Genomic DNA, 19380 nt, shown 5'->3' with positions numbered 1-19380 from the left:
TATATGAGGGTTAAATTTTCGATATGAAAAAAACTATATTTCTCTATGAATTTACTTTTTATTTATGGATATATATGTAAAGAGGGTTAAGGAGGGTTATTATGTGGAAGCACACAAAATTCGGTAATGTATTACTTTGGGTGGGCCCTATCCTTGTATTTTTAGGACTATGTATGACAAATGTTATTTCAGATATTCCTTTCTTTGAGGGAAAACATAAAACGGTTGGTATTGTACTTATATTTATAGGTGTAATCTGTTTTGTTGCTGCTAATCATTTGAAAAAAGGAGAAAGATATGAAGAATAAATCTAAATAAAAAACAATCCTTGCATATTAGCTAGGATTGCTTTTTATTAATGTTGATTATTTGTAGAATACTTTATCAACGTTATATTTCGCTTTGTATTCATTAATGATATATGTTTCGTAAATTTCTCTTTCTGTTGGATCTTCTACGATACATGCATCAATGCGGTATACTTCATCACGGTGATTTTTAATTGGTGAAACATTATCTTCAAAATGCTTCTTAATACGTTGTCTAATTTTACGAGCTTTACCTACGAAAAGAAGTTCGTCATTAATATTGTAAAACATAAAAATGCCGCCTTTATCTCTAGGGAACAAGTGGAAATCGATAAATCCATTAATTGGAGTAATGATTGGCTCGTCTCCTTTAATAACTTGTTTACGTTCAGTAATTGAAACATCAGCTTCAGGAATTTTAATTTTAATCAAGTTCATTCACGTCCTCTTTTATTATAAAGATAAATAATAGCATACATAAGTAAGAAAAGCTATGTTCAGAGGCATATTTCATTTTATAATTCAAATATTATAGGTGTATCATGTAAACTTTTCTTCCAAATCATATGATCACTGGATTCTCCCCAGTAATCTTTCAATACATAGCTAGGTTTTCCAAACTTTTTCATCCATATACTTTGCGCATTTTTATATCCACTATCTAAACAATATTCTGTTATCCCTCTGCTAAGTAATGTAAGAAACATTGTATGTAGTAATAAACTCCCTATTCCCTTTCTCTGATACTCCGGAAGTATGAATACAGTTCCTATTTCATACAAATTTTTAAGTACACCACCTGTACAACTATTAATCAATGTACTTGCTGGACCGATTTCGATTGTTCCAATGATTTTATCGTTACTTGTATCAATTGCTAATAAAAAGTAACGACTTTCTCCGTTACTATCAAAGTCACTTTTCAAATACTGCTTTTTTGAGTTAATTTCATTTTCTATGTCATCTAATAATTGTGACAATCCTTCATCTTTGTATGTATTCGTAATAACTATACGGAAAAATAAATATAGTTCATCTACATCATTCAAATTCGGTCTTCTAACTGCAACGTTAGTCATGAATTCAATCTCCAATCCTCATTATGCCATTGTCAATACAACACTTTATATAATCTATTCATCATTATTCTGCAAAAACCTGCATAAATCCAACAGTATAGAAAGCTCATTATAAATATTGATAAAATAATTTTTATATCCATAGTTGTATGAACAGCAGGACCAAGTACCGGAAAGTGGAAAACATCGAGAACGATCATAATACAGGTGAAAATCAGAGAGATACGCGTGCGGCAAACAATCTTGGATCAGTGGCTATAATTCGCTTTTAAATAATCAACCCAAAGACTGTGTAATTCTGATTTGCTGACGCCAAATATTCGGTTATATTCTTCTGGGTGTCGAATGAAGTCGTTTAATTTCTCATATCCATATTTAATTACCAAAAATTCCACGATCGTATAGGAATATGGATACCCGTTTCTATACACGAATGCTGGCCCATTTATCTCGTCAAAGTTAGGTATTTTATCCGCAGAAACCAAGGTTGGGAGCACTTTTTGGACATTAAGATCCGTATTCCCTAAATAATTGGCAACTCCTTCTTCCAGCCACGTAGGTCGTTTACTGTCAATATGAGACAGTACGACATGTGTAAATTCATGAATGCTTGAATTTAATATAGAAGACCGATTTTTCGGTGATAAGATAAATAGTTTTTCATCGCTAAATACGCCTAATGACCAAAAATTAGAAAATAGCCCCAACGAATATACCAGATTGATTTGATTTGAAAAAACTGTTACTTTTGTCTTCGTCGTTGGCTCTGTTTTAAGTAAGCCAATGATACGCCCGTAATGCTGTTCTAAATTATCAGCAAGCTTTACAACCTCTGAATAATCCGCTTTAGAGCTGTAAAAGATGAAGTGATCTGTTTCCTTCTGATTCTTATAAAAAGTTGATTGTAAGGCAGTCATGTTCAAATAAATAAATATAAAAGAGGTCATGATAATGATAGTTAGAGTCGCCAATTTACCTATTTCGTGTGGAAATACAGGACTTCCATATGTTTTTTTTATTAATCGATAAGATGCGAAAATGATAAATGGCATCCAAATTAAACCGAAAATTGTCAAAGCTTTATAGGAATCCCCGAGCCAGTAAAATATGAAATAAGACATAGTAGTCAACAAACAAGTTACGGTCCCAACCAAGCTCGATCCTTGCGATTTCCAGATCCACAACGACAACAAGCCAGGTATTACTAAATTGGCGACAATTAAATCAATTATCAACGTGACATCCTCCCAGAATGTTATAGAGTTAGACGGATAGGGTGACGCTCCGGTTTTTCTCTCTTCTCGTAGCCATACTTCTATCAACTCAAAAATAATAGATACGACTATTAATATATGCAGTGTGGATGGAATAAGACCTCCCATGACGACAATCGCGAGACTTTTCGACATCAGTCCTCCTTCAGGGGTACAGCCGCATGTCCATCAACTTAAGAATTTTAGGGTGGCATTTCTTTTTAATCACTTACAATCCATTAATTCACCAGGACTTTTCTCTTAAATCCATTCTTTTCCGTGTTCGCGAATGAATTGAATCTCTCTTCCTTATTCATCGATGCCTAGAAACTTTGGCACACGTTTTAAACCTTTGTTTTCAAGGTGTTTTAGCAATGTATGAATTTTAATACTATCAGGTTTTAATTCTCGTCGAACCGTATCCCAAAAACAATATACACTGGAGACATTTCCTCCTGTTAGTGCTTCTTCTTTTTCGTACTGATTTCTCATTAAATTTCTGATTAAAATCCCCCAATTTAGGGACTCTATGATTGTGTGAATAGAGATGTATTTTTGCCCATAAATAAAAGCAGATATACAAAGGTATCTGCTCAGCAATGGGAATTTAATTGTCCACACCATGTATTTTAAGATAGACAAATAAACGCATCCTTAAGAATCAAGGACCACTACTGTCTCTATCCAATTAAATAATCATTTCAAGATATTCCGCATGTGCAATATAGATTCCCTTTTCTTTACATCTCTAAATTAAATATTACCAAAGATCACTAGATGAATAAAGAAAATTTAAAATATTTTTTCAATTATGTTATCCCATGCCTATTAAGTTAAGTTTATGGCGATGTAGCAGGACACCCATTTGTTCAACTGATTACTTCATGAAGTTATAAAATTAGTACCGTACATAGTAGATATATCTACTATGTACGGTACTTTTGTTTACTATTGGTTCATTTAATAAGGAAATATCAATACTTGATATGGCGCTCTCATTGCTTAAGCTCCTCTCGAAAATAAGTTTTAAATAAATATAAATAAAGAGCCGACATCACAATTCTACATTATTAATGCAGGTTTATAATGTCGGCCTTCTATTTTTAAAGAATTTTATTTTTCATAAACAGGTTACTCTTAACAGAGGGAAAACTGCTTATTCCTTGTCGAATTTGTTTAGCATGGTTCTTCCTAAATGTTAGCAGTACCCTATATTATTCAATTGCGCCAGCAACATCATAATCATTTAAATCTAACTCAATTGGTTGTCCCAGCGCTAATTTAGCAAGTTCCGCTCCTAAGTATGGACCAGCTGTTAAACCCGAAGCTCCTAATCCATTCGCAACGAGAATTCCTTCAAAGTTAGGTAGTGGTCCGATAACAGGTAAGAATCCTGGTGTGAATGGTCTGAATCCAACTCTCGTTTCAAGCATTGTAGCATTTTCTAAGCCAGGTGCAACTGCTAATGCCTTATGGAATACTTCATGTAAACCACCTGCTGTTACACGATGATCGAAACCAGTATCATTCTCATGTGTTGCACCAATTACGACATGCCCATTGTCAAACGTTAAAATATATTGATCGTTCGGTGGCATAACAACTGGCATATTTTCTGTTGCTGTATTCTCGATTTGCAGATGAACAATTTGTCCTTTTTGGAATGTAACTAAGAAATTAATTCCTAATGGATTCAAGATTTCATTCGCCCATGCGCCTGCAGTTACAATAACCTTTTCCGCTAAGATTGTTTCATCGTTTACTGTAACTCCCGTAACATGATTTCCTTCACGGACTAATATGGCATCGCCTTTTATGAAAGTTGCACCATGTTTTTTCGCAGCACTTATTAATGCATTACGTAATAATCTTCCATTTACTCGTGCAGCACCACTAATATGAACAGAACTATATTCGTCTGATAATGCTGGGAATAATTTTTTTGTTTCTTCAGCTGATAAGCGAGTGATTTCACCAATCTCTGGGGCATCTTCACGTCGTTTATAAGCTCGCTCTTCCATTTGATCTAACTTTTTCTCGTCAGTATGTAAACTAATTGCACCTACACGATTATATCCTGTGTCAGTTTCACCGTCTTCTTCTAATTGCTGAATTAACGAAGAATAGTAACGTGCACCGCCTTTAACAATTTTATACCATGCTTTATTACGACGCTGCGATAGCCATGGACATACAATACCTGCTCCTGCATCAGTTGCTTGTCCTAATTGTTGGCGATCCACGATAGTAACATTCGCACCTGCCTTAGCAAGATGATAAGCAGTAGACGCTCCTAAAATTCCAGATCCAACTACAATATACGATTTCATTTCAAACACCTTTTCTCTTTTACTAATTATATAAATATAAGAACATTCCTTAGTATAATGGAAGGAATGCTTTTTTCAATGTACTCATCACAATTAATTGTTGCAGCATTGTGACTTTCTTAATCATTATTTTTTCTTCTTACGGAATAATTCAATTGTTTTATAGCCTTGTGAAAGGATCTCTATCATTTTCTCTAGACGTTTTTCACGTGTTTTTTCTTGTTTTACAGAAAAAAGATTACGTGCCCAATCTTTCTGATATCCAGGCGTTAAACTTTGATAAAACTTAAGTTCATTCGGATGATTAGCTAATAATGCTTCAACATCTTTAATTCGATCTGCATAATCGGCAACACATTGACTCATAGCAGATGTTTTCGTTGTTTTTTTCTTCTCGCGTTTTAAACCTACAACAGTAAAGACTTCATCCATACTTACCATTCGTGCAAATTTAATGTCGCTTTCTCCCACATAACCATCTTCTCCAACGTTTAATGCCGGAAACATCTCATCACGGTGAATAAACGTACTATAACGAGCATTACCTTTTTTCGGATATGCGAAGAATACGTAACCTTTTTCAATTAGTAATTCTTCATTACTAATAATAAAATTCGTTTGTTTCACCATTTCATCAAGCGTTTCTACAAATATAAAGATAGCATCGTGTTCTTTTGAGAATGCAGTTTCTTTACCTGTAAAAATGTCATAATCACTTGGTTCGTTAATAACGACCATATTTGTATACTTATTAAGTTTCAATTTATCAATAACTGACATAATAATCTTCCTTTACATTCAAAATTCATTGTACATACTTTTTCGTACTGTTCTAGTGTATTATATGTATTAAGAAAATCAAACTTTAAATCGTATTATTCTGCTGCAAAAGAACATAATTCTTTACTAGATGGGGTGGTTTTATGCCATATGTAATTCGAGATGAAGGGCTAGTTTTACAAGGGGATGATGGAAAAGAACCAATTTTTCATACATATGAAGAAGCGGAGGAAACATTAAAAACATTAACTATACCGCAGTTTCCGAAACATATTAGAAGAAAACCATTTACACCAAAATAATAAAGATAGCCGCTTCTGAATAAGAACCGGCTATCTTTATTATTCATAACTTAATAGCAAATAAAGTATATAAAAACTCTTTATATTGATTTTCTGTAATTTCACGCTTAGTTTTTTCCCCATGAATAACTTCAGTTAAACTTGTATTCGTTAATGAAATATGACCGGAGTTCGTCAACTTTACTGCAATTGGTCCTTTATTAAAAATAGACTTCTCATCTTCTATCACTCTTCTTTGAACATCGTTTATTACTATCTCATCAATATTAGGTTTATAAAAAGCATGACAAACTTTCCATTCTCCATCAGTATCTATTCTTTCTAAAACATAATTTCCTTTACTTGTATCTTTTCGTCTCACTCGGTACGAACCATTTTTTGAAGAAACAGACTCGCCAGTAAAAGGTACAGGAACAAGAGGTACTAACGAAGCTATACCTACATCAATTAAATACTGTAGATTATCATAAGTTAAAATAATTGTTATATGGCCATCCTCCAGTGCCCATGCATTTATATCATTTTTATACACCGTACCTAATGCCAGTTGTACATCATAGCCACAGTTTTTTAAGAAATAGTAAAAAAGAGTATTTAATTCGTAGCAAAGTCCACCACGGGAACTAGTTAAAATTTTCTCTCGTAAGTTTTCCAGAGAGATTTGATTCGTATTTCGTGCTATAACATCTAAATTCTCAAATGGTATAGTGTGTGCAAATGAAAAGAGTATAGTAGGTAATTCTTCAAACGTTACTTCATTACGTTTTTTAAGATTTAATCTTGTGAAAAGCTGATTTTGTAAACTTGTCATAATTAGCACCCCTTAAAAATTTATAAGTTTAAATAATATATGCTGATTGTAAATTTTAAGGGGCACTGTAACAATGTACATTTCATTTAACTGTACCGGTACAAAAATTACGATTCACGAGGTAAATTAATAGAAAGCGTCATTACAAATGTCTTTTCTGTAATTACTTCTTTTTGAGGCAAATCAAAAGCTACGAATATAAATTTAATAGTTTATCTATAGGCAAATTATTACTATCACTTAAATCAACAAAATAGTGAAGTTGCCACGTTTGGCTCCTTTTAGCTTGATTGCTAACAGTGGTATCCCAAACAGGATAAATTCTCATTGCCATTTTCCCTGTTTGACTTTGTGTTCTCAATATTTTTTCTTTAAGAAGAACCTCTTTAGGAAAAATAAATTGTCCTAGTTTATTATCAGCAATACAAGTGATTACTAATAAATCAGGAGCAGCTTCATAAGAGAAAGCTCTATTTCGCATATTTTCATCTTTCTCCCAAAAAGAAACAAATTGACCAATTTTATTAGGAGTAACTTTTGATTTTCTAAAACGAATGGTTTTGTTATTTAAGTGGAATAAACATCCTGCATATTCTGCGTTTTGCTTTTCTTCTTTTAGATTCGTAATCATTAAATTGTTAGGTTTGTAAACTATATTGTTTAAATCTCGGATCGTATCATTAAAATTGTTCAAGAAAACGCCCCCTTTATTCATCTCTTAGTTTACCACAAACATCAGTTCTTCTATATCGTATATAATCATGAACTAAGTGAAATGGGGGAATTTAGCAGGATATAATTATTACTTTAATGTACTTAGTTTTTCAATTGCTTGTTGTTCAGTTGCTAAGTAAAAAATATCTTTTCCTTTATTACATTCATAAATAAAATCCTTTAAGCTTTTACTAGTATACATAGAGAAATCTCCAACAATAGCAATCTTTACCTTGTAGTTTATAAACTTTTGAAGGATATCGCCCGCAAGCCGTGTTTTTAGATCAAAGAAATCTTCACTTATTAAAGATTTATGGATAATAATATGTTTCGCATCTACCTCATATTGAACTGTTGCCATAGTATCTAATGCAGACTGAACATCCGATATTAATACCTTATCGTTCCTAATGACCGCAATATTGATTCCATCGATTACTACTTTCTTTATTTCCATAGTCCCACCCCTTTATAATTTATACAGTATGAGTAAAATTGTTTTACAAAACTTCGTATTAATCATAGATTAAATTAGCCTCAGCTATTAAAATAGCCTCTATTTTTTGTTGTAAATACATATTTTTTATTACTAATACGGTCAATGAAATTAATGATAGTTTCTCTTTTTTTATATTTTTGAATATATATATGGAATTACTTTTACTTGTTATAAAAATATTGTGGAGTAACATAACTTAACAAACTATCCAAAGTGTTAATCTCGGCATATGGTTGTATTTTGGTAGTATTCTTGATTTTCTGAGGGTTAAACCACACACCTTTTATATTTGCATTTTGAGGACCAGCAATATCCTTTTCTAAGTCATCCCCAACAAATAAAGTATTTTCCGGTTGTAAATTTAGCTTATCTAATGCTAGTTCGAATATACGTTTATCAGGTTTACTAAATCCCACTTCTTCAGAAATAATGATTGTTTCAAAATACCTATTTAAATTCGTGTTAAATATTTTAGCTTTTTGCCTCTGAGTTGAGCCATTTGTTATAATTCCAACTTTAAAGCGCTTCTTTATTTGATTTAAGAAATGAATAGTATTTTGGTCTATTGAAAAACATCTAGGGAAATTATTATTCCAAAAATCTTGGATGTAATTGCGTGGCAATCTATACCTTGGCGTGAATTCATCAAACAATGATTCTAAAACTGTCGTTTTATTACTTATGCCATATTCTCTTTTATCGTATTCTTTGAATTTCTGTAACATGTTGCTTTTAGCCGCACCATCTACATTTTCATAACACTTTTCTAAAACAATTAAAAATAATGCCTCTACTGCTTTATCCCTATCAAGTAATGTATCATCTAAATCAAACAGCATCGCTTTATAACCCATCAAATAATTTCACAACCTTTCTCGCATGATTTAAATAATCCTTAGTTCACACCTTAATCGTTTACTAAATTAGCAAAAAACTCTAAAGTTTGTGAAGTACACTCTATAATTTCGCTAGCTTTTTTTATATTGAAATTCATTTCCGTTTCCCCTTCTAGTAAGTAGCGAAAGTATATGTTCACACAGTTTAAGAAATCACATGCAGTTCCCAATATTATACATTGGTTTTTTAGAAATATAAATCGTTCAGCTTTTCATACGATAAGTTTTTTCAAGCATACAATTATTTTTTCATAAAAAGGAATATGGCTAATCATATTTTTTTGGAGAATACACATTCTTGAAAATGAAGCTAATACGTTAAACGTCCTATGAAGTTCCTATTGTATCTCCACATAAACTCCAGATAGTACGGCTATAATGACTACCAGAGGTGATATTATGAAAAACTATCATATTCTCGTGGTAGAGGACGATCAAGAAATTCAGGAATTAATTAAACAATTTTTAATGACGCAGCATTATACAGTGATAGTCGCTTCAGATGGACTAGAGGGTATGACACAATTTAATAAGCAATCATTTGATTTAATTCTTCTAGATGTCATGATGCCCAATCTTAATGGGTTTGAAGTTTCTAAAATGATTCGAAGTCAGTCAAACGTACCAATTATTATGCTAACTGCGTTGGAAGAAGAGGAAGATCAAATGAAAGGATTCGACCTTGGGATCGATGATTATATAACAAAGCCCTTTTCATTTCATGTTTTGATTAGACGAGTCGAAGCTGTACTTAGAAGAAGTTATGATAAAAATGTAAATAATCATTTGATATTTAAAGAAGTGCGTATTGATGTGGATGCATATAGAGTATATGTAAATGACGTTGAAATTATATTAACGACAAAAGAGTTTGAAATTCTACAACTACTATTTCAAAATGAGAGAAAAGTACTCACAAGAGAAAATATCGTAGAGAAAGTCTGGGGTTACGATTATTTTGGAGAAACACGAATAATTGATACACATATTAAAAACCTACGCAAAAAATTAGCTATCCCTTATATTAAAACAATAAAGGGTATTGGTTATAAAATTGATGAATAGTATTGTGAAACTCATGAAAATGAAGCAAATTACTTATAAACTCTTTATGACTACATCTCTCATTTTATTATCCTTTGCAGTATTGATTTATTTAACTTTATACTTCTTTCTCCCTACGTTTTATGAGCAATATAAAACAGATCAACTTCAAACAGGGATAAACGAAATCATTGATAAGTCTAAAAATCTTACGTTTCAAGATGCGATACCACTTTTTGATGAATACGCAAAAAAAAATAATGCGATGCTTTATCTTCAAAATAAAGAAGGAGTAATTATTTACTCTCCTTCATTTTCTTTTATTCAAAGTGGTACGCAAAAAACAGTAGTTACTAAAGCAACACGATTCGAGAATGCAAGTACCCTCAGCAATTCATATAATGTTACGAAACCAATTCAATTTCAAGATGGTAGTTTAACGCTTATAGTGTTTGCTACATTTCAACCGATTGATGAAGCTTCACAGGTTTTAGTACGCTTTCTCCCCTATATTAGTATCATTGTGCTCGTTATTGGTATAGGAAGTGCTTATTTTTATTCCAGGTTTATTACAAAGCCACTTATTTATATTAATGAAGGTGCACAAAAGATGGCAAATTTAGATTTCTCCGAAAAAATTGAGGTTCGCTCTACAGATGAGTTAGGAGAATTATCTAATAGTTTGAATGACATGTCTATTAACTTGCAACAAGCTATGTTTGATTTAAAAAAAGCAAATGAACAATTAAAAAATGATATTGAAAAAGAAAGAGAAATAGAAACAAAACGCAGAGAGTTTTTTGCGATTGTAGCACATGAATTAAAGTCCCCTCTTACTGTAATGAAAGGATACTTAGAAGGAATGATATACAATATTGGCCCTTATCAAAATCGCGATCAATATTTAAAGAAAAATCATCAAATTATTGAAAGTATGGAACAATTAGTTCGTGAAATTTTAAGCGTATCGAAATTAGAACAACACACCTTCAAACTAAAAGTAGAGAAAGTTAATCTTTCAAAATTAATAGGTACAATTACAAAAGATCTCGAATTTTTTGCTTCTCAAAAAAACATCGAAATAATAAAAGAAATTGATTTTGACCTTTCTATTTATACAGATTGTGCTCTTTTAGAAAAAGCATGTAAAAATATTATACACAATGCGGTTATGTATTCACCACATAATGAAAAAGTCTATATAAAGTTAAATGAGGATTCGAAACAAGGTCAAATCAAAATGCAAATTATAAATACAGGTGTCAATATTAAAGATGAAGATTTACAACAAATTTTCAAACCATTTTATCGAATTGAAAAATCAAGAAATCGAAATACTGGAGGAAATGGTTTGGGGCTATATATTGTTAAACAAATTCTTGAAACACTAGATATAAAGTATTCAATGAAAAATATGGAACATAGTGTGCAATTTTGCATGAGTATTCCATTATCTAAACATAAAAACAAACAAACTCTCCTTTAAATAGGACGAGTTTGTTTGTTTTTGTAGTAAGTATAAACTTATTAACAGGTTTTTCATTTGATGATATGTATGTTCTTAGAGCTGCTTTTGATAAGCAATCTATGCAAGATCTTCTTGGGAATTTAATAGTTGTTCGCCAATCTACCCTGCATTTACTTAGAAGCTTAGATAAAGAAGCTTGGTCACAAAGAGGAAATGCGAATAATTCTGAAGTTACAGTTCATGCATTAGCATACATTATTGCTGGTCATGAGCTTCATCATCTTCAAATTATAAAAGAACGTTACCTTGGTCCTGATCTATATCCAGCAACTTAATATTTGAAGAAAATGAGTCCTATTTATGTAGTGCTCTATTAGCGCTTAGAACCATGGCAATTAAATGCATTTATTTATAAAATTCACCACATAATATTTATGCTATCCCTTCTTATTCTGTACATAATTTTCTTTAGGCTGATATACTATAAACGCAATAGTTCTGGAAAGGTGATGATAGTATGTATGAACAACAAAATAATAGAGATAGAGATCAAAAAATGATGTTTTCTATGCAAGGAGTTCCCACAAATAAAATTAACATGCATCAATTACCTAAATGGATTAGAATTTTTGGCTATTGTGCGTTTGGTTGGATAATAGTATTTAGTTTAATTATGATTGTAGGTTTAATTCTGCAATAACTATACAGAGTAGGTAAACGGGACGATATTTAGGTCATACATCTAGGTAATGTCCCGTTTTTTATGTGTGATTATCCCATGATATAGGTAACCAATTATAATAAAAAGAACCTGTAGAATATCCTACAAGTTCTTTTTATTATATTATTAAAACGGGAACAACAAACTATTTTAACATTCAGTACAGGGAGACCATTTTGATTATGGCTTGATTTTATTATAAATCAAATATAAGCTTTTGAAAGGTCTAGATTTTGAAAATTATGTGAATTAAAAAACTACGATGTTTATATTAGATTTCATTTACGACCAACTTCTTCTTACTTAAATACACTGCACGATCTGATTTTTTAGCAACCTCCTGTGAGTGCGTCACAACAATAATGCATTTATTCTCTTTATGTGCAAGTTCTTGAAATAGTTCTATTATATCCATTGCAGTTTCCTCGTCGAGGTTTCCTGTCGGCTCATCTGCAATCAGTAAATCAACATTACAAGATAGTGCTCGAGCAATTGCTACACGCTGTTGTTGTCCACCGCTTAGTTGCAGGACGTTTCGTTTCGCTTCAACTTCTGTGAGTCCTACCCTTTCTAACAATTCTAATGCTCTTGCTGTTTTATTTTGCACTTTAACACCCGTAATTTCCATTGCTGTTAAGACATTTTGAAGAGCTGTCATATAGGTTATCAAATTATAAGATTGGAAAATTACAGATACATTTTGATTACGGTATCGATCCAAACCAATTTTTCTAATATCTTTGCCATTATACAGTACATAACCATTTTTAGGGACGTCCAGTCCACAACCTAAGCTCAGAGTTGTGGTTTTACCAGATCCAGATGGTCCTAAAATCGTGTAGAAATGTCCTTTTTGAAAAGAAAAGTTAACATTATCTAGTATCGCTACATTTTTCCCATTACTTTCATAATAATAATCCAAATTTTTAAACTGTAAAATCGTCTCCATATTAAGCCTCCTCATTCATCTTTTAAAAGAATTTGTTTTGGGTTTAAACGTAGAATAGATAATGCTGGAAGAAGCGTTGCTATTATAGCAATAGCTAGTCCAATTCCACCCATTTTCCCTACATCTTCTCCTGTTACACTTACATCAATTTTATCAATTGGATCTTCTTTTTGATTTTGTAGAGTACCACCAGATCCAGCCATCATTACAGTACCATGTTGCGAAGTATCTGTTTCTTCGCTTGCAGTAGCAATTTCATTCGAAAGTAAATTATCTCCGATATATTGAGAAACTTTAGCTCCTGTTGTTATGGATAATCCAAATGCTAAAATAGCGACACACACTACTTCTACTACGAATTGCGCTATCAATTTCCACTTTTTCTCTCCAATAGACAATAGAATTCCCATTTCTTTACGACGTCCTTTAATTGATAGCATAATGATTAATCCTAAAATAATTGCACCTGCAATCGATACAATATAAATAATCATTTGAGAAGTCGAAGAGATATTTTCGATAGGACCAATCATTTGCTTGTACAATGAATCATGCGCATCTAATTTATAATAATTAAAATCAATGTTAGATTTTTTTGCTTCTTTTTTAAATGCATCAATATATTGTGGATCATTCAAGAAATACACGACTTGACCACTACTTATACCTTGGTCTACTTCTAATTTTTTCATAGTTGAATGCGGCATATATAGTTTATTAGCTGGATCCATAATAGGAGGAGCCTGTTGACCCATTGCTTGCTCATTTGTTTCGTAAATGCCGATAATTTCAACCTCAAGAGTTTCCTTCTTATCCCCTGATTGTACTTTAACTTTGTCTCCTACTTTCAAATTGTTTAATTCCGCTAATCGTTTTTCCATTAAAGCTACATTCTGATCTTTCATTTGCTCTGTTATTGGTTTTCCATCAATGATTTTACTTTTTCCGTTTTTAAAGCTTTCTTGTAATGCAGTCTTGCGAACTCCCTCAATCATAAAAGAAGCATTCATATCTATTTCTGTACCAGAACTTGAACCGCCTCGCGCAGCCGTCATTCCCACTTTACCTTTTCCTTCTTCTTCTCCTTCTGAAGCTCCTACTAGTTTAAGCCCATCAGAAATACCGAAAGTGTTAGCTATGTAATTATAATCTTTTACATACTTGGACTTCGCTAATTGATTTGTTTCTTTTGCATCGAGCTGCGGCGGATTTGGCATTTCTCCAGTTTCCTTAGCTTTTTGACCTATTTTGTCGAAATCAAGACCTAAAGTAACATCTGCACCAAGTTTTTTTCTTGCAGCATCCGCTGCTTTTTTTGATGCATTTTGGATTGTGTAACCTGAAAGAACCAAATTTGTAACAATCAGAAAAACTGCCATCAAAATTAATGATGTTCCTATCCTTTTTTTCATACTGAGAATTGCTCGTTTCATAAAATTCATTTTTCTTACCTCCTTGATAACTTGTATTCTATATAGGTTATCTAGAGTTTATATGGAGCTAATCGGTAGTTTAACTAGAGATATAAGGAGTTTATGTGTAGTTATTCATTTACCTGTTCAAGAAAAACTAGAACACAAATTCAAAAATGCAGTCGTTTTTGAATATTGGTAAGGAGTTAGTCAATTTAAGAGACTTATAGAAAAAGAGGTTAAGCTTAATTTAATGTATATAATATAAAAAATATATTTATTGTATAATTTCTATACAATAAATATAGAGAAGCTATTTGTGAATATCTAGATGGGAATTGTTAAGTTCCTCATAGAAATTACATCTTTTAATAAGAAAAGAAACAAGTTAACATTCTTCTTAAATTTTAATATAAATTATTTATAGTTTTATTTTATTGCACGATTTATAATATAATATACAAATTTATCACCTATTTTTATAATTCAAGCACCTACTATTAGGAAAAGAGAATATTTCCTAATTAATTTAAAACATAAATTTTGTCTATGTTTTAAACAATATGTATTTTGGAGGAGGTTAATTTGATTTTTTCAAAACTCATTGATCGGTACGCCTTATATGATTTACACAAAAAAAGAAGTGTAGCATTTCAGTTTACTTCCCTTTCTAACACTTCATTAAATATAAAGAACATAGAATCTTTTTATAAAGTAAAACCATCACATTTTCATTTTGACATTAAGCATTCAAAGCAGGAAAATGAATACATGGTTGGGCAATTCAACTATAAAAGTTCGGTTCAATCCGGTGATTCACGCAACGACTCTGTAACTGGGGAATTATTCTTACATGAAAATGAAAATGCACCTCATGTTATCTTTGTTCACGGTTGGAGAATGGATTCTAACGAACGTGTGAAAAAAATATTCCACGATCATATGACCAGCCTGAAGTGGAATATGTATTATTTCACTCTACCCTATCATTTTGAAAGAAAACCCGATCAATCCTTATTCAGTGGAGAGTATATGGTAAGTGCAAATATTGAACGAACATTACAAGCAACTAGACAAGCGGTAGCTGATTTACGAGCTTTGATTAAATGGATTAAAGCAAATAAAAAGGGGACCCTGATTCTAATAGGAATTAGTTTAGGCGGATTTATTACTAACTTAACCTCTCTTGTTGAAGAAGAAATTGATGTGTTAGCATCCATTTTCTATGCAAATCGACTTTCTTATTCTATTTGGAATACAACTCCAGGTAAATTTATTAGAGAAGACTTGGAACATCATGGTGTTACGTATGATGATTTAATAGATTATTGGAAAATCACTGAACCGAGTCAAGCATTGCCAAAAGTAAAAAAAGAAAATATTTTATTAATTTCAGGTAAGCATGATCTATATGTGCATTCTGAGGATACAGACTACTTGTGGGAATCTTGGGAAAGACCTACACGATATATTTATAAATGTGGGCATGCCGGGATCGTTCTTAAACGTAAAAAAATTGCAACTGATACTATTGATTTTATTCAAAATCGATTGAACTCCTCACACTTATCCAATGTCATGCCTTAAATTGTGAGATTACTAAGTACAAAATCTTATACTTATATTGTTATATTTTTTACTAGTCACCTTTGTAAATCTTAGCCCCAAGCCTTACACGATTGAAAATGAAATAAAATAAATAACTAAGGAACTAATTTACCATATGGAAAAACATTGCTCAGCATTTTCACCAGTGGTCCCTGTATATGCAATATTACATACAAAAATCTTTATGTATTACGTTATTAATTTAAAAATAAATTATTCATCCATAAATCTATACCATCCGTATTTACAGTTATGGATACCCTAATTACATATGAAAAAGAGAGAAGAACATTGGCTAGTTCTTCTCTCTTTGTTTATTTTTAAGATAACTATCTATAAAATTTTGCTTTTCATAATTCTTCATGAGTCTAGAAAAGAATCTAATCCTTTTCTAGACTCAAAAATAAATTTTTCTAATGTACATAATTACAACGACATTAAACCACTTTGCTCTTAAATCCACTACTTGTATTATTGATTGCATGAAACTCCTTCTTGAGAAAGGTTTTAATTTCCGAATATTCTGTTGACCGTTATAACATATCCAATTTACAATTTAATTGTGGTGTTCTTTCACAATTAAACTACTTAGAATACACTTCATTTATTTGAAAACAATTACAAATAGAGGTGCTAAAATGAAAACTAGAGTAAATCCAGAATTATTACAAGGATTAGAGATGTTTCCGGATCTCGATTTACGCCCAGAAAATTTGCAATCAATCAGAGAAGGAATAGCTCAAATGAGACCACCTACCGTTGTTGATGACTCTCTTTCTTTAACAGATAAAGTCATTGTTGGGCCTGATGATAATCCGTTACCATTACGAATTTATCGTCCAAAATCAAATCATGAATCTTTACCTGTCTTATTATGGATACATGGTGGAGGTTATATCTTAGGGTCTATAGATGATAACGATGATACTTGTATGAGGTTTGCAAAAGAAGCTAGCTGTGTGGTCGTGTCTGTAGACTACCGCTTAGCACCTGAACACCCTTACCCAGCACCAATTGAGGATTGTTATTCAGCTTTAAAATGGATTGCTGATAATGCAAAGTCATTAAACATTGATTCGAATCGAATTGGGGTTGCAGGAGTAAGCGCTGGCGGTGGACTAACAGCAGCATTATCATTATTAGCACGAGATCGAAAATATCCTTCAATTTGTTTACAAATGCCACTATATCCAATGATTGATGACAGAAATGATACACCTTCAGCGAATGAAATTAAAGAGGGATTTGTTTGGAACCAAAAGGCAAATGAAGCTGGCTGGAAAATGTATTTAGGAGAAATGTATGGAACGGATCAAATCCCTGCCTATGCAGCACCTTCTCGAGCTGAGGATTATAGTGACTTACCGTATACTTACACATTTGTTGGTCAATTAGATCCATTCCGCAGCGAAACATTAACCTATGTAAGCAAACTAGCACAAGCTGGTGTTGATGTGGAGTTTCATTTATATCCAAATGCCTATCACTGGTTTGAAGGGTTAAATCCAAATGCCGATGTATCTATTTATGCTGTGAACGAAATAGTACAAGCAATAAAGACTGGTTTCAAACGAGTATCCAAGGTTGAGGCTTAATCCCATTACAAGAGAAACACTTATAAATAGTATATATGTATTTATCATTTAAATATAATAGCCGATTCTAAATAAGAATCGGCTATTAATATGTAAAATCCGCCTAATATATCAAGGTTGAGAAACAGATATAAGATGTTTAGGCGATGTGTTTATTTCCTCTGCTAATGCTTTTATGTTCATCATGATTTGAAGTATTTCTTCTTTTGTTGTTCTTGGGTTAATAGAGCAAAGTCGAATTACTACTTTTTCTTTTAATTTAGTCGTACTTAGCATAGCAAATCCTCTTTGATTAATTTCTTCCACCAATTTTTTGTTTATTTCATGAATTGTATCTGTAGATGTTAGCTCACATGGAATATAACGAAAAGTAACAATTCCTAATTGGGCAGGTGTTACTACTTCCCAATCTTTTTCTTTCCTTAAAAACTCTTCAACTTGTTCAGCTAGCATAATGCCATGATCAATTGCCTCACGAAAAGCTGTAACTCCGAATGCTTTAAAAGAAAGCCATACCTTTAATGCTCTAAATCTACGAGAAAGTTCAATTCCACGCTCCCCAAAATTCACTTTTTCTTCTATATTAGTTTCTGTATCCTTAATATACTCTGGGATCATACGGAATGTTTCACTTAAATATTGGCTATTTCGAATAAGTACACAACCAACATCATAAGGCTGAAAAAGCCATTTATGCGGGTCTAACGTTAAAGAATCGGCACGATGAATTCCACTTAATAACTCCCTTCCTTTTTCACTGAGAATTGCTGCAGCCCCATAAGCCCCATCCACGTGTAGCCATATATCTTCATCACCACATACATCAGCCAATTCATCGAGGGAGTCCACCGCTCCGCAATTCGTTGTCCCTGCATTAGCAATAACACAGAATGGTTTTTTCCCTTTTAATCGATCTTCTTTTATTTGTTTTCTTAAAGTACTAACTGAAATTTTTAAGTCTTCATCTGTCTCAATTCGGCAAATTTGATGCTGTTTAAAACCTAATACTTTAAGTGCTCGATCTACAGAAAAATGAGTTTGGTTAGAAAAATAAACAATCGCATTTTCTATGTCATTATTCAGCTTGACCTGTCTCGCTACAGTAAGTGCAGTCAAATTAGCCATGGAACCACCACTGACAAATAGTCCTTCAGCTGAATCAGGGAATCCTAGCATTGATTTTAACCAGTTAATTGTCGTTAATTCAATTTGTTCGGCACCTGCACCTACTATCCAAGCTGTAGGAAATACATTAAACCCACTTGCTAAAAAATCTGCTAATACACCAACATAATTATTAGGACCTGGCACAAAAGCCATAAAATGAGGATGATCCACATGAGTAATTTGATTAAACACATTGTTATTAAGAAAATGAAGTAATTCTTTTGGATTAGATCCGTTTTCCGGAATCGTTTCAATTAGCTTGTCTCTAAAAATATTACTATCAATCGTTTCTGAAACTGGTTTACTTTTTAAATGATTCATATGATCAACAATCAAGTCAACCGCTTGATATCCTAACTGACGCATTTCTTCGGCTGATAACTGTAATTTTTTTGTCATTTGATTTACTCCTATTCTATTTAAAAAGGCGAGTTCTTGCTCGCC

General features: G+C 32.2%; 18 protein-coding genes and 3 pseudogenes. 8 read left to right on the top strand and 13 right to left on the bottom strand.

The genetic code is table 11. The annotated features are described in order from the left end of the window. Positions 1-101: 101 nt before the first annotated feature. Complete coding sequence (locus QCI79_RS27085) at positions 102-308, top strand: hypothetical protein (protein WP_000265477.1); 207 nt, start codon at positions 102-104, stop codon at positions 306-308. Positions 309-365: 57 nt separating this feature from the next. On the opposite strand, the gene QCI79_RS27080 is transcribed toward QCI79_RS27085, so the two are convergent. From QCI79_RS27080 to QCI79_RS27055, 6 genes and pseudogenes are all read right to left on the bottom strand, one after another. Beyond that, positions 366-746 carry a nucleotide excision repair endonuclease gene (locus QCI79_RS27080; RefSeq protein ID WP_001048937.1) on the bottom strand — a complete coding sequence of 127 codons (381 nt, stop codon included), beginning with the start codon at positions 744-746 and terminating at the stop codon, positions 366-368. Between the two features lie 77 nt (positions 747-823). Beyond that, complete coding sequence (locus QCI79_RS27075) at positions 824-1387, bottom strand: GNAT family N-acetyltransferase (RefSeq protein WP_000185958.1); 564 nt, start codon at positions 1385-1387, stop codon at positions 824-826. Between the two features lie 248 nt (positions 1388-1635). After that, positions 1636-2622 carry a gluzincin family metallopeptidase gene (locus tag QCI79_RS27070; RefSeq protein WP_228410750.1) on the bottom strand — a complete coding sequence of 329 codons (987 nt, stop codon included), beginning with the start codon at positions 2620-2622 and terminating at the stop codon, positions 1636-1638. Positions 2623-2952: 330 nt separating this feature from the next. Continuing rightward, positions 2953-3132: pseudogene (locus QCI79_RS27065) on the bottom strand (hypothetical protein); the annotation flags it as partial. A gap of 722 nt (positions 3133-3854) precedes the next feature. Next, positions 3855-4970 (bottom strand): NAD(P)/FAD-dependent oxidoreductase, encoded by a 1116-nt coding sequence (locus tag QCI79_RS27060; protein WP_000844386.1) that lies wholly within the window; start codon positions 4968-4970, stop codon positions 3855-3857. 126 nt (positions 4971-5096) lie between these two features. After that, positions 5097-5750: a YdeI/OmpD-associated family protein gene (locus tag QCI79_RS27055; RefSeq protein ID WP_000110844.1), complete on the bottom strand. Its 654-nt coding sequence runs from the start codon at positions 5748-5750 to the stop codon at positions 5097-5099. A 143-nt stretch (positions 5751-5893) separates the two neighbouring features. On the opposite strand from QCI79_RS27055, the pseudogene QCI79_RS27050 reads away from it, so the two are divergent. Further along, a pseudogene (locus QCI79_RS27050) lies at positions 5894-6075 on the top strand (hypothetical protein). 20 nt (positions 6076-6095) lie between these two features. On the opposite strand, the gene QCI79_RS27045 reads toward QCI79_RS27050, so the two are convergent. The 4 genes from QCI79_RS27045 to QCI79_RS27030 form a co-directional block, all read right to left on the bottom strand. Beyond that, complete coding sequence (locus tag QCI79_RS27045; RefSeq protein ID WP_000202804.1) at positions 6096-6863, bottom strand: arylamine N-acetyltransferase family protein; 768 nt, start codon at positions 6861-6863, stop codon at positions 6096-6098. 190 nt (positions 6864-7053) lie between these two features. Then, positions 7054-7557, bottom strand: coding sequence for a MepB family protein (locus QCI79_RS27040; protein WP_001058768.1), 504 nt, complete (start codon positions 7555-7557; stop codon positions 7054-7056). Between the two features lie 108 nt (positions 7558-7665). Continuing rightward, entirely contained in the window at positions 7666-8034 is a 369-nt protein-coding gene (locus QCI79_RS27035) for a DUF4180 domain-containing protein (protein WP_000403462.1), read from the bottom strand. A gap of 203 nt (positions 8035-8237) precedes the next feature. Beyond that, on the bottom strand, positions 8238-8930 hold the full coding sequence (locus QCI79_RS27030) for an HAD family hydrolase (protein WP_000540717.1): 693 nt from the start codon (positions 8928-8930) through the stop codon (positions 8238-8240). Positions 8931-9371: 441 nt separating this feature from the next. On the opposite strand from QCI79_RS27030, the gene QCI79_RS27025 reads away from it, so the two are divergent. From QCI79_RS27025 to QCI79_RS27010, 4 genes and pseudogenes are all read left to right on the top strand, one after another. Beyond that, entirely contained in the window at positions 9372-10037 is a 666-nt protein-coding gene (locus QCI79_RS27025) for a response regulator transcription factor (RefSeq protein ID WP_000800726.1), read from the top strand. 13 nt (positions 10038-10050) lie between these two features. Further along, on the top strand, positions 10051-11502 hold the full coding sequence (locus QCI79_RS27020; RefSeq protein ID WP_003284409.1) for a sensor histidine kinase: 1452 nt from the start codon (positions 10051-10053) through the stop codon (positions 11500-11502). Between the two features lie 41 nt (positions 11503-11543). Continuing rightward, positions 11544-11819 (top strand): annotated as a pseudogene (locus QCI79_RS27015) (DinB family protein); the annotation flags it as partial. Positions 11820-12001: 182 nt separating this feature from the next. Beyond that, positions 12002-12184: a hypothetical protein gene (locus QCI79_RS27010; RefSeq protein ID WP_000273232.1), complete on the top strand. Its 183-nt coding sequence runs from the start codon at positions 12002-12004 to the stop codon at positions 12182-12184. A 292-nt stretch (positions 12185-12476) separates the two neighbouring features. On the opposite strand, the gene QCI79_RS27005 is transcribed toward QCI79_RS27010, so the two are convergent. Both QCI79_RS27005 and QCI79_RS27000 read right to left on the bottom strand, forming a co-directional pair. After that, positions 12477-13154 carry an ABC transporter ATP-binding protein gene (locus tag QCI79_RS27005; protein WP_000447855.1) on the bottom strand — a complete coding sequence of 226 codons (678 nt, stop codon included), beginning with the start codon at positions 13152-13154 and terminating at the stop codon, positions 12477-12479. 11 nt (positions 13155-13165) lie between these two features. Next, positions 13166-14596, bottom strand: a complete 1431-nt coding sequence (locus tag QCI79_RS27000) for an ABC transporter permease (protein ID WP_001010232.1) — start codon at positions 14594-14596, stop codon at positions 13166-13168. Between the two features lie 555 nt (positions 14597-15151). On the opposite strand from QCI79_RS27000, the gene QCI79_RS26995 reads away from it, so the two are divergent. Both QCI79_RS26995 and QCI79_RS26990 read left to right on the top strand, forming a co-directional pair. Next, complete coding sequence (locus QCI79_RS26995) at positions 15152-16153, top strand: alpha/beta hydrolase (RefSeq protein ID WP_000577705.1); 1002 nt, start codon at positions 15152-15154, stop codon at positions 16151-16153. Between the two features lie 659 nt (positions 16154-16812). Continuing rightward, complete coding sequence (locus QCI79_RS26990; RefSeq protein WP_000857943.1) at positions 16813-17769, top strand: alpha/beta hydrolase; 957 nt, start codon at positions 16813-16815, stop codon at positions 17767-17769. 111 nt (positions 17770-17880) lie between these two features. Here QCI79_RS26990 and QCI79_RS26985 read toward each other — a convergent pair whose 3' ends face one another. Next, a complete protein-coding gene (locus tag QCI79_RS26985) occupies positions 17881-19335 on the bottom strand; it encodes a pyridoxal phosphate-dependent decarboxylase family protein (protein ID WP_000162820.1) in 1455 nt (484 codons plus the stop codon). Positions 19336-19380 lie beyond the last annotated feature (45 nt).

This window comes from Bacillus cereus group sp. MG1 (assembly GCF_040460035.1).
GTDB classification, from domain to species: Bacteria; Bacillota; Bacilli; order Bacillales; family Bacillaceae_G; genus Bacillus_A; species Bacillus_A cereus.
The sequence above is the reverse complement of the archived record's forward strand: the minus strand, read 5'-3'. Positions and strand labels throughout refer to the sequence as shown.

Excerpts from the sequence above, each read along its gene's own strand:
- QCI79_RS27085 (WP_000265477.1), top strand. The coding sequence starts at position 102 with ATGTGGAAGCACACAAAATTCGGTAATGTATTACTTTGGGTGGGCCCT.
- QCI79_RS27080 (WP_001048937.1), bottom strand. The coding sequence starts at position 746 with ATGAACTTGATTAAAATTAAAATTCCTGAAGCTGATGTTTCAATTACT.
- QCI79_RS27075 (WP_000185958.1), bottom strand. The coding sequence starts at position 1,387 with ATGACTAACGTTGCAGTTAGAAGACCGAATTTGAATGATGTAGATGAA.
- QCI79_RS27060 (WP_000844386.1), bottom strand. The coding sequence starts at position 4,970 with ATGAAATCGTATATTGTAGTTGGATCTGGAATTTTAGGAGCGTCTACT.
- QCI79_RS27055 (WP_000110844.1), bottom strand. The coding sequence starts at position 5,750 with ATGTCAGTTATTGATAAATTGAAACTTAATAAGTATACAAATATGGTC.
- QCI79_RS27045 (WP_000202804.1), bottom strand. The coding sequence starts at position 6,863 with ATGACAAGTTTACAAAATCAGCTTTTCACAAGATTAAATCTTAAAAAA.
- QCI79_RS27035 (WP_000403462.1), bottom strand. The coding sequence starts at position 8,034 with ATGGAAATAAAGAAAGTAGTAATCGATGGAATCAATATTGCGGTCATT.
- QCI79_RS27030 (WP_000540717.1), bottom strand. The coding sequence starts at position 8,930 with ATGGGTTATAAAGCGATGCTGTTTGATTTAGATGATACATTACTTGAT.
- QCI79_RS27025 (WP_000800726.1), top strand. The coding sequence starts at position 9,372 with ATGAAAAACTATCATATTCTCGTGGTAGAGGACGATCAAGAAATTCAG.
- QCI79_RS27020 (WP_003284409.1), top strand. The coding sequence starts at position 10,051 with ATGAAAATGAAGCAAATTACTTATAAACTCTTTATGACTACATCTCTC.
- QCI79_RS27010 (WP_000273232.1), top strand. The coding sequence starts at position 12,002 with ATGTATGAACAACAAAATAATAGAGATAGAGATCAAAAAATGATGTTT.
- QCI79_RS27005 (WP_000447855.1), bottom strand. The coding sequence starts at position 13,154 with ATGGAGACGATTTTACAGTTTAAAAATTTGGATTATTATTATGAAAGT.
- QCI79_RS27000 (WP_001010232.1), bottom strand. The coding sequence starts at position 14,596 with ATGAATTTTATGAAACGAGCAATTCTCAGTATGAAAAAAAGGATAGGA.
- QCI79_RS26990 (WP_000857943.1), top strand. The coding sequence starts at position 16,813 with ATGAAAACTAGAGTAAATCCAGAATTATTACAAGGATTAGAGATGTTT.
- QCI79_RS26985 (WP_000162820.1), bottom strand. The coding sequence starts at position 19,335 with ATGACAAAAAAATTACAGTTATCAGCCGAAGAAATGCGTCAGTTAGGA.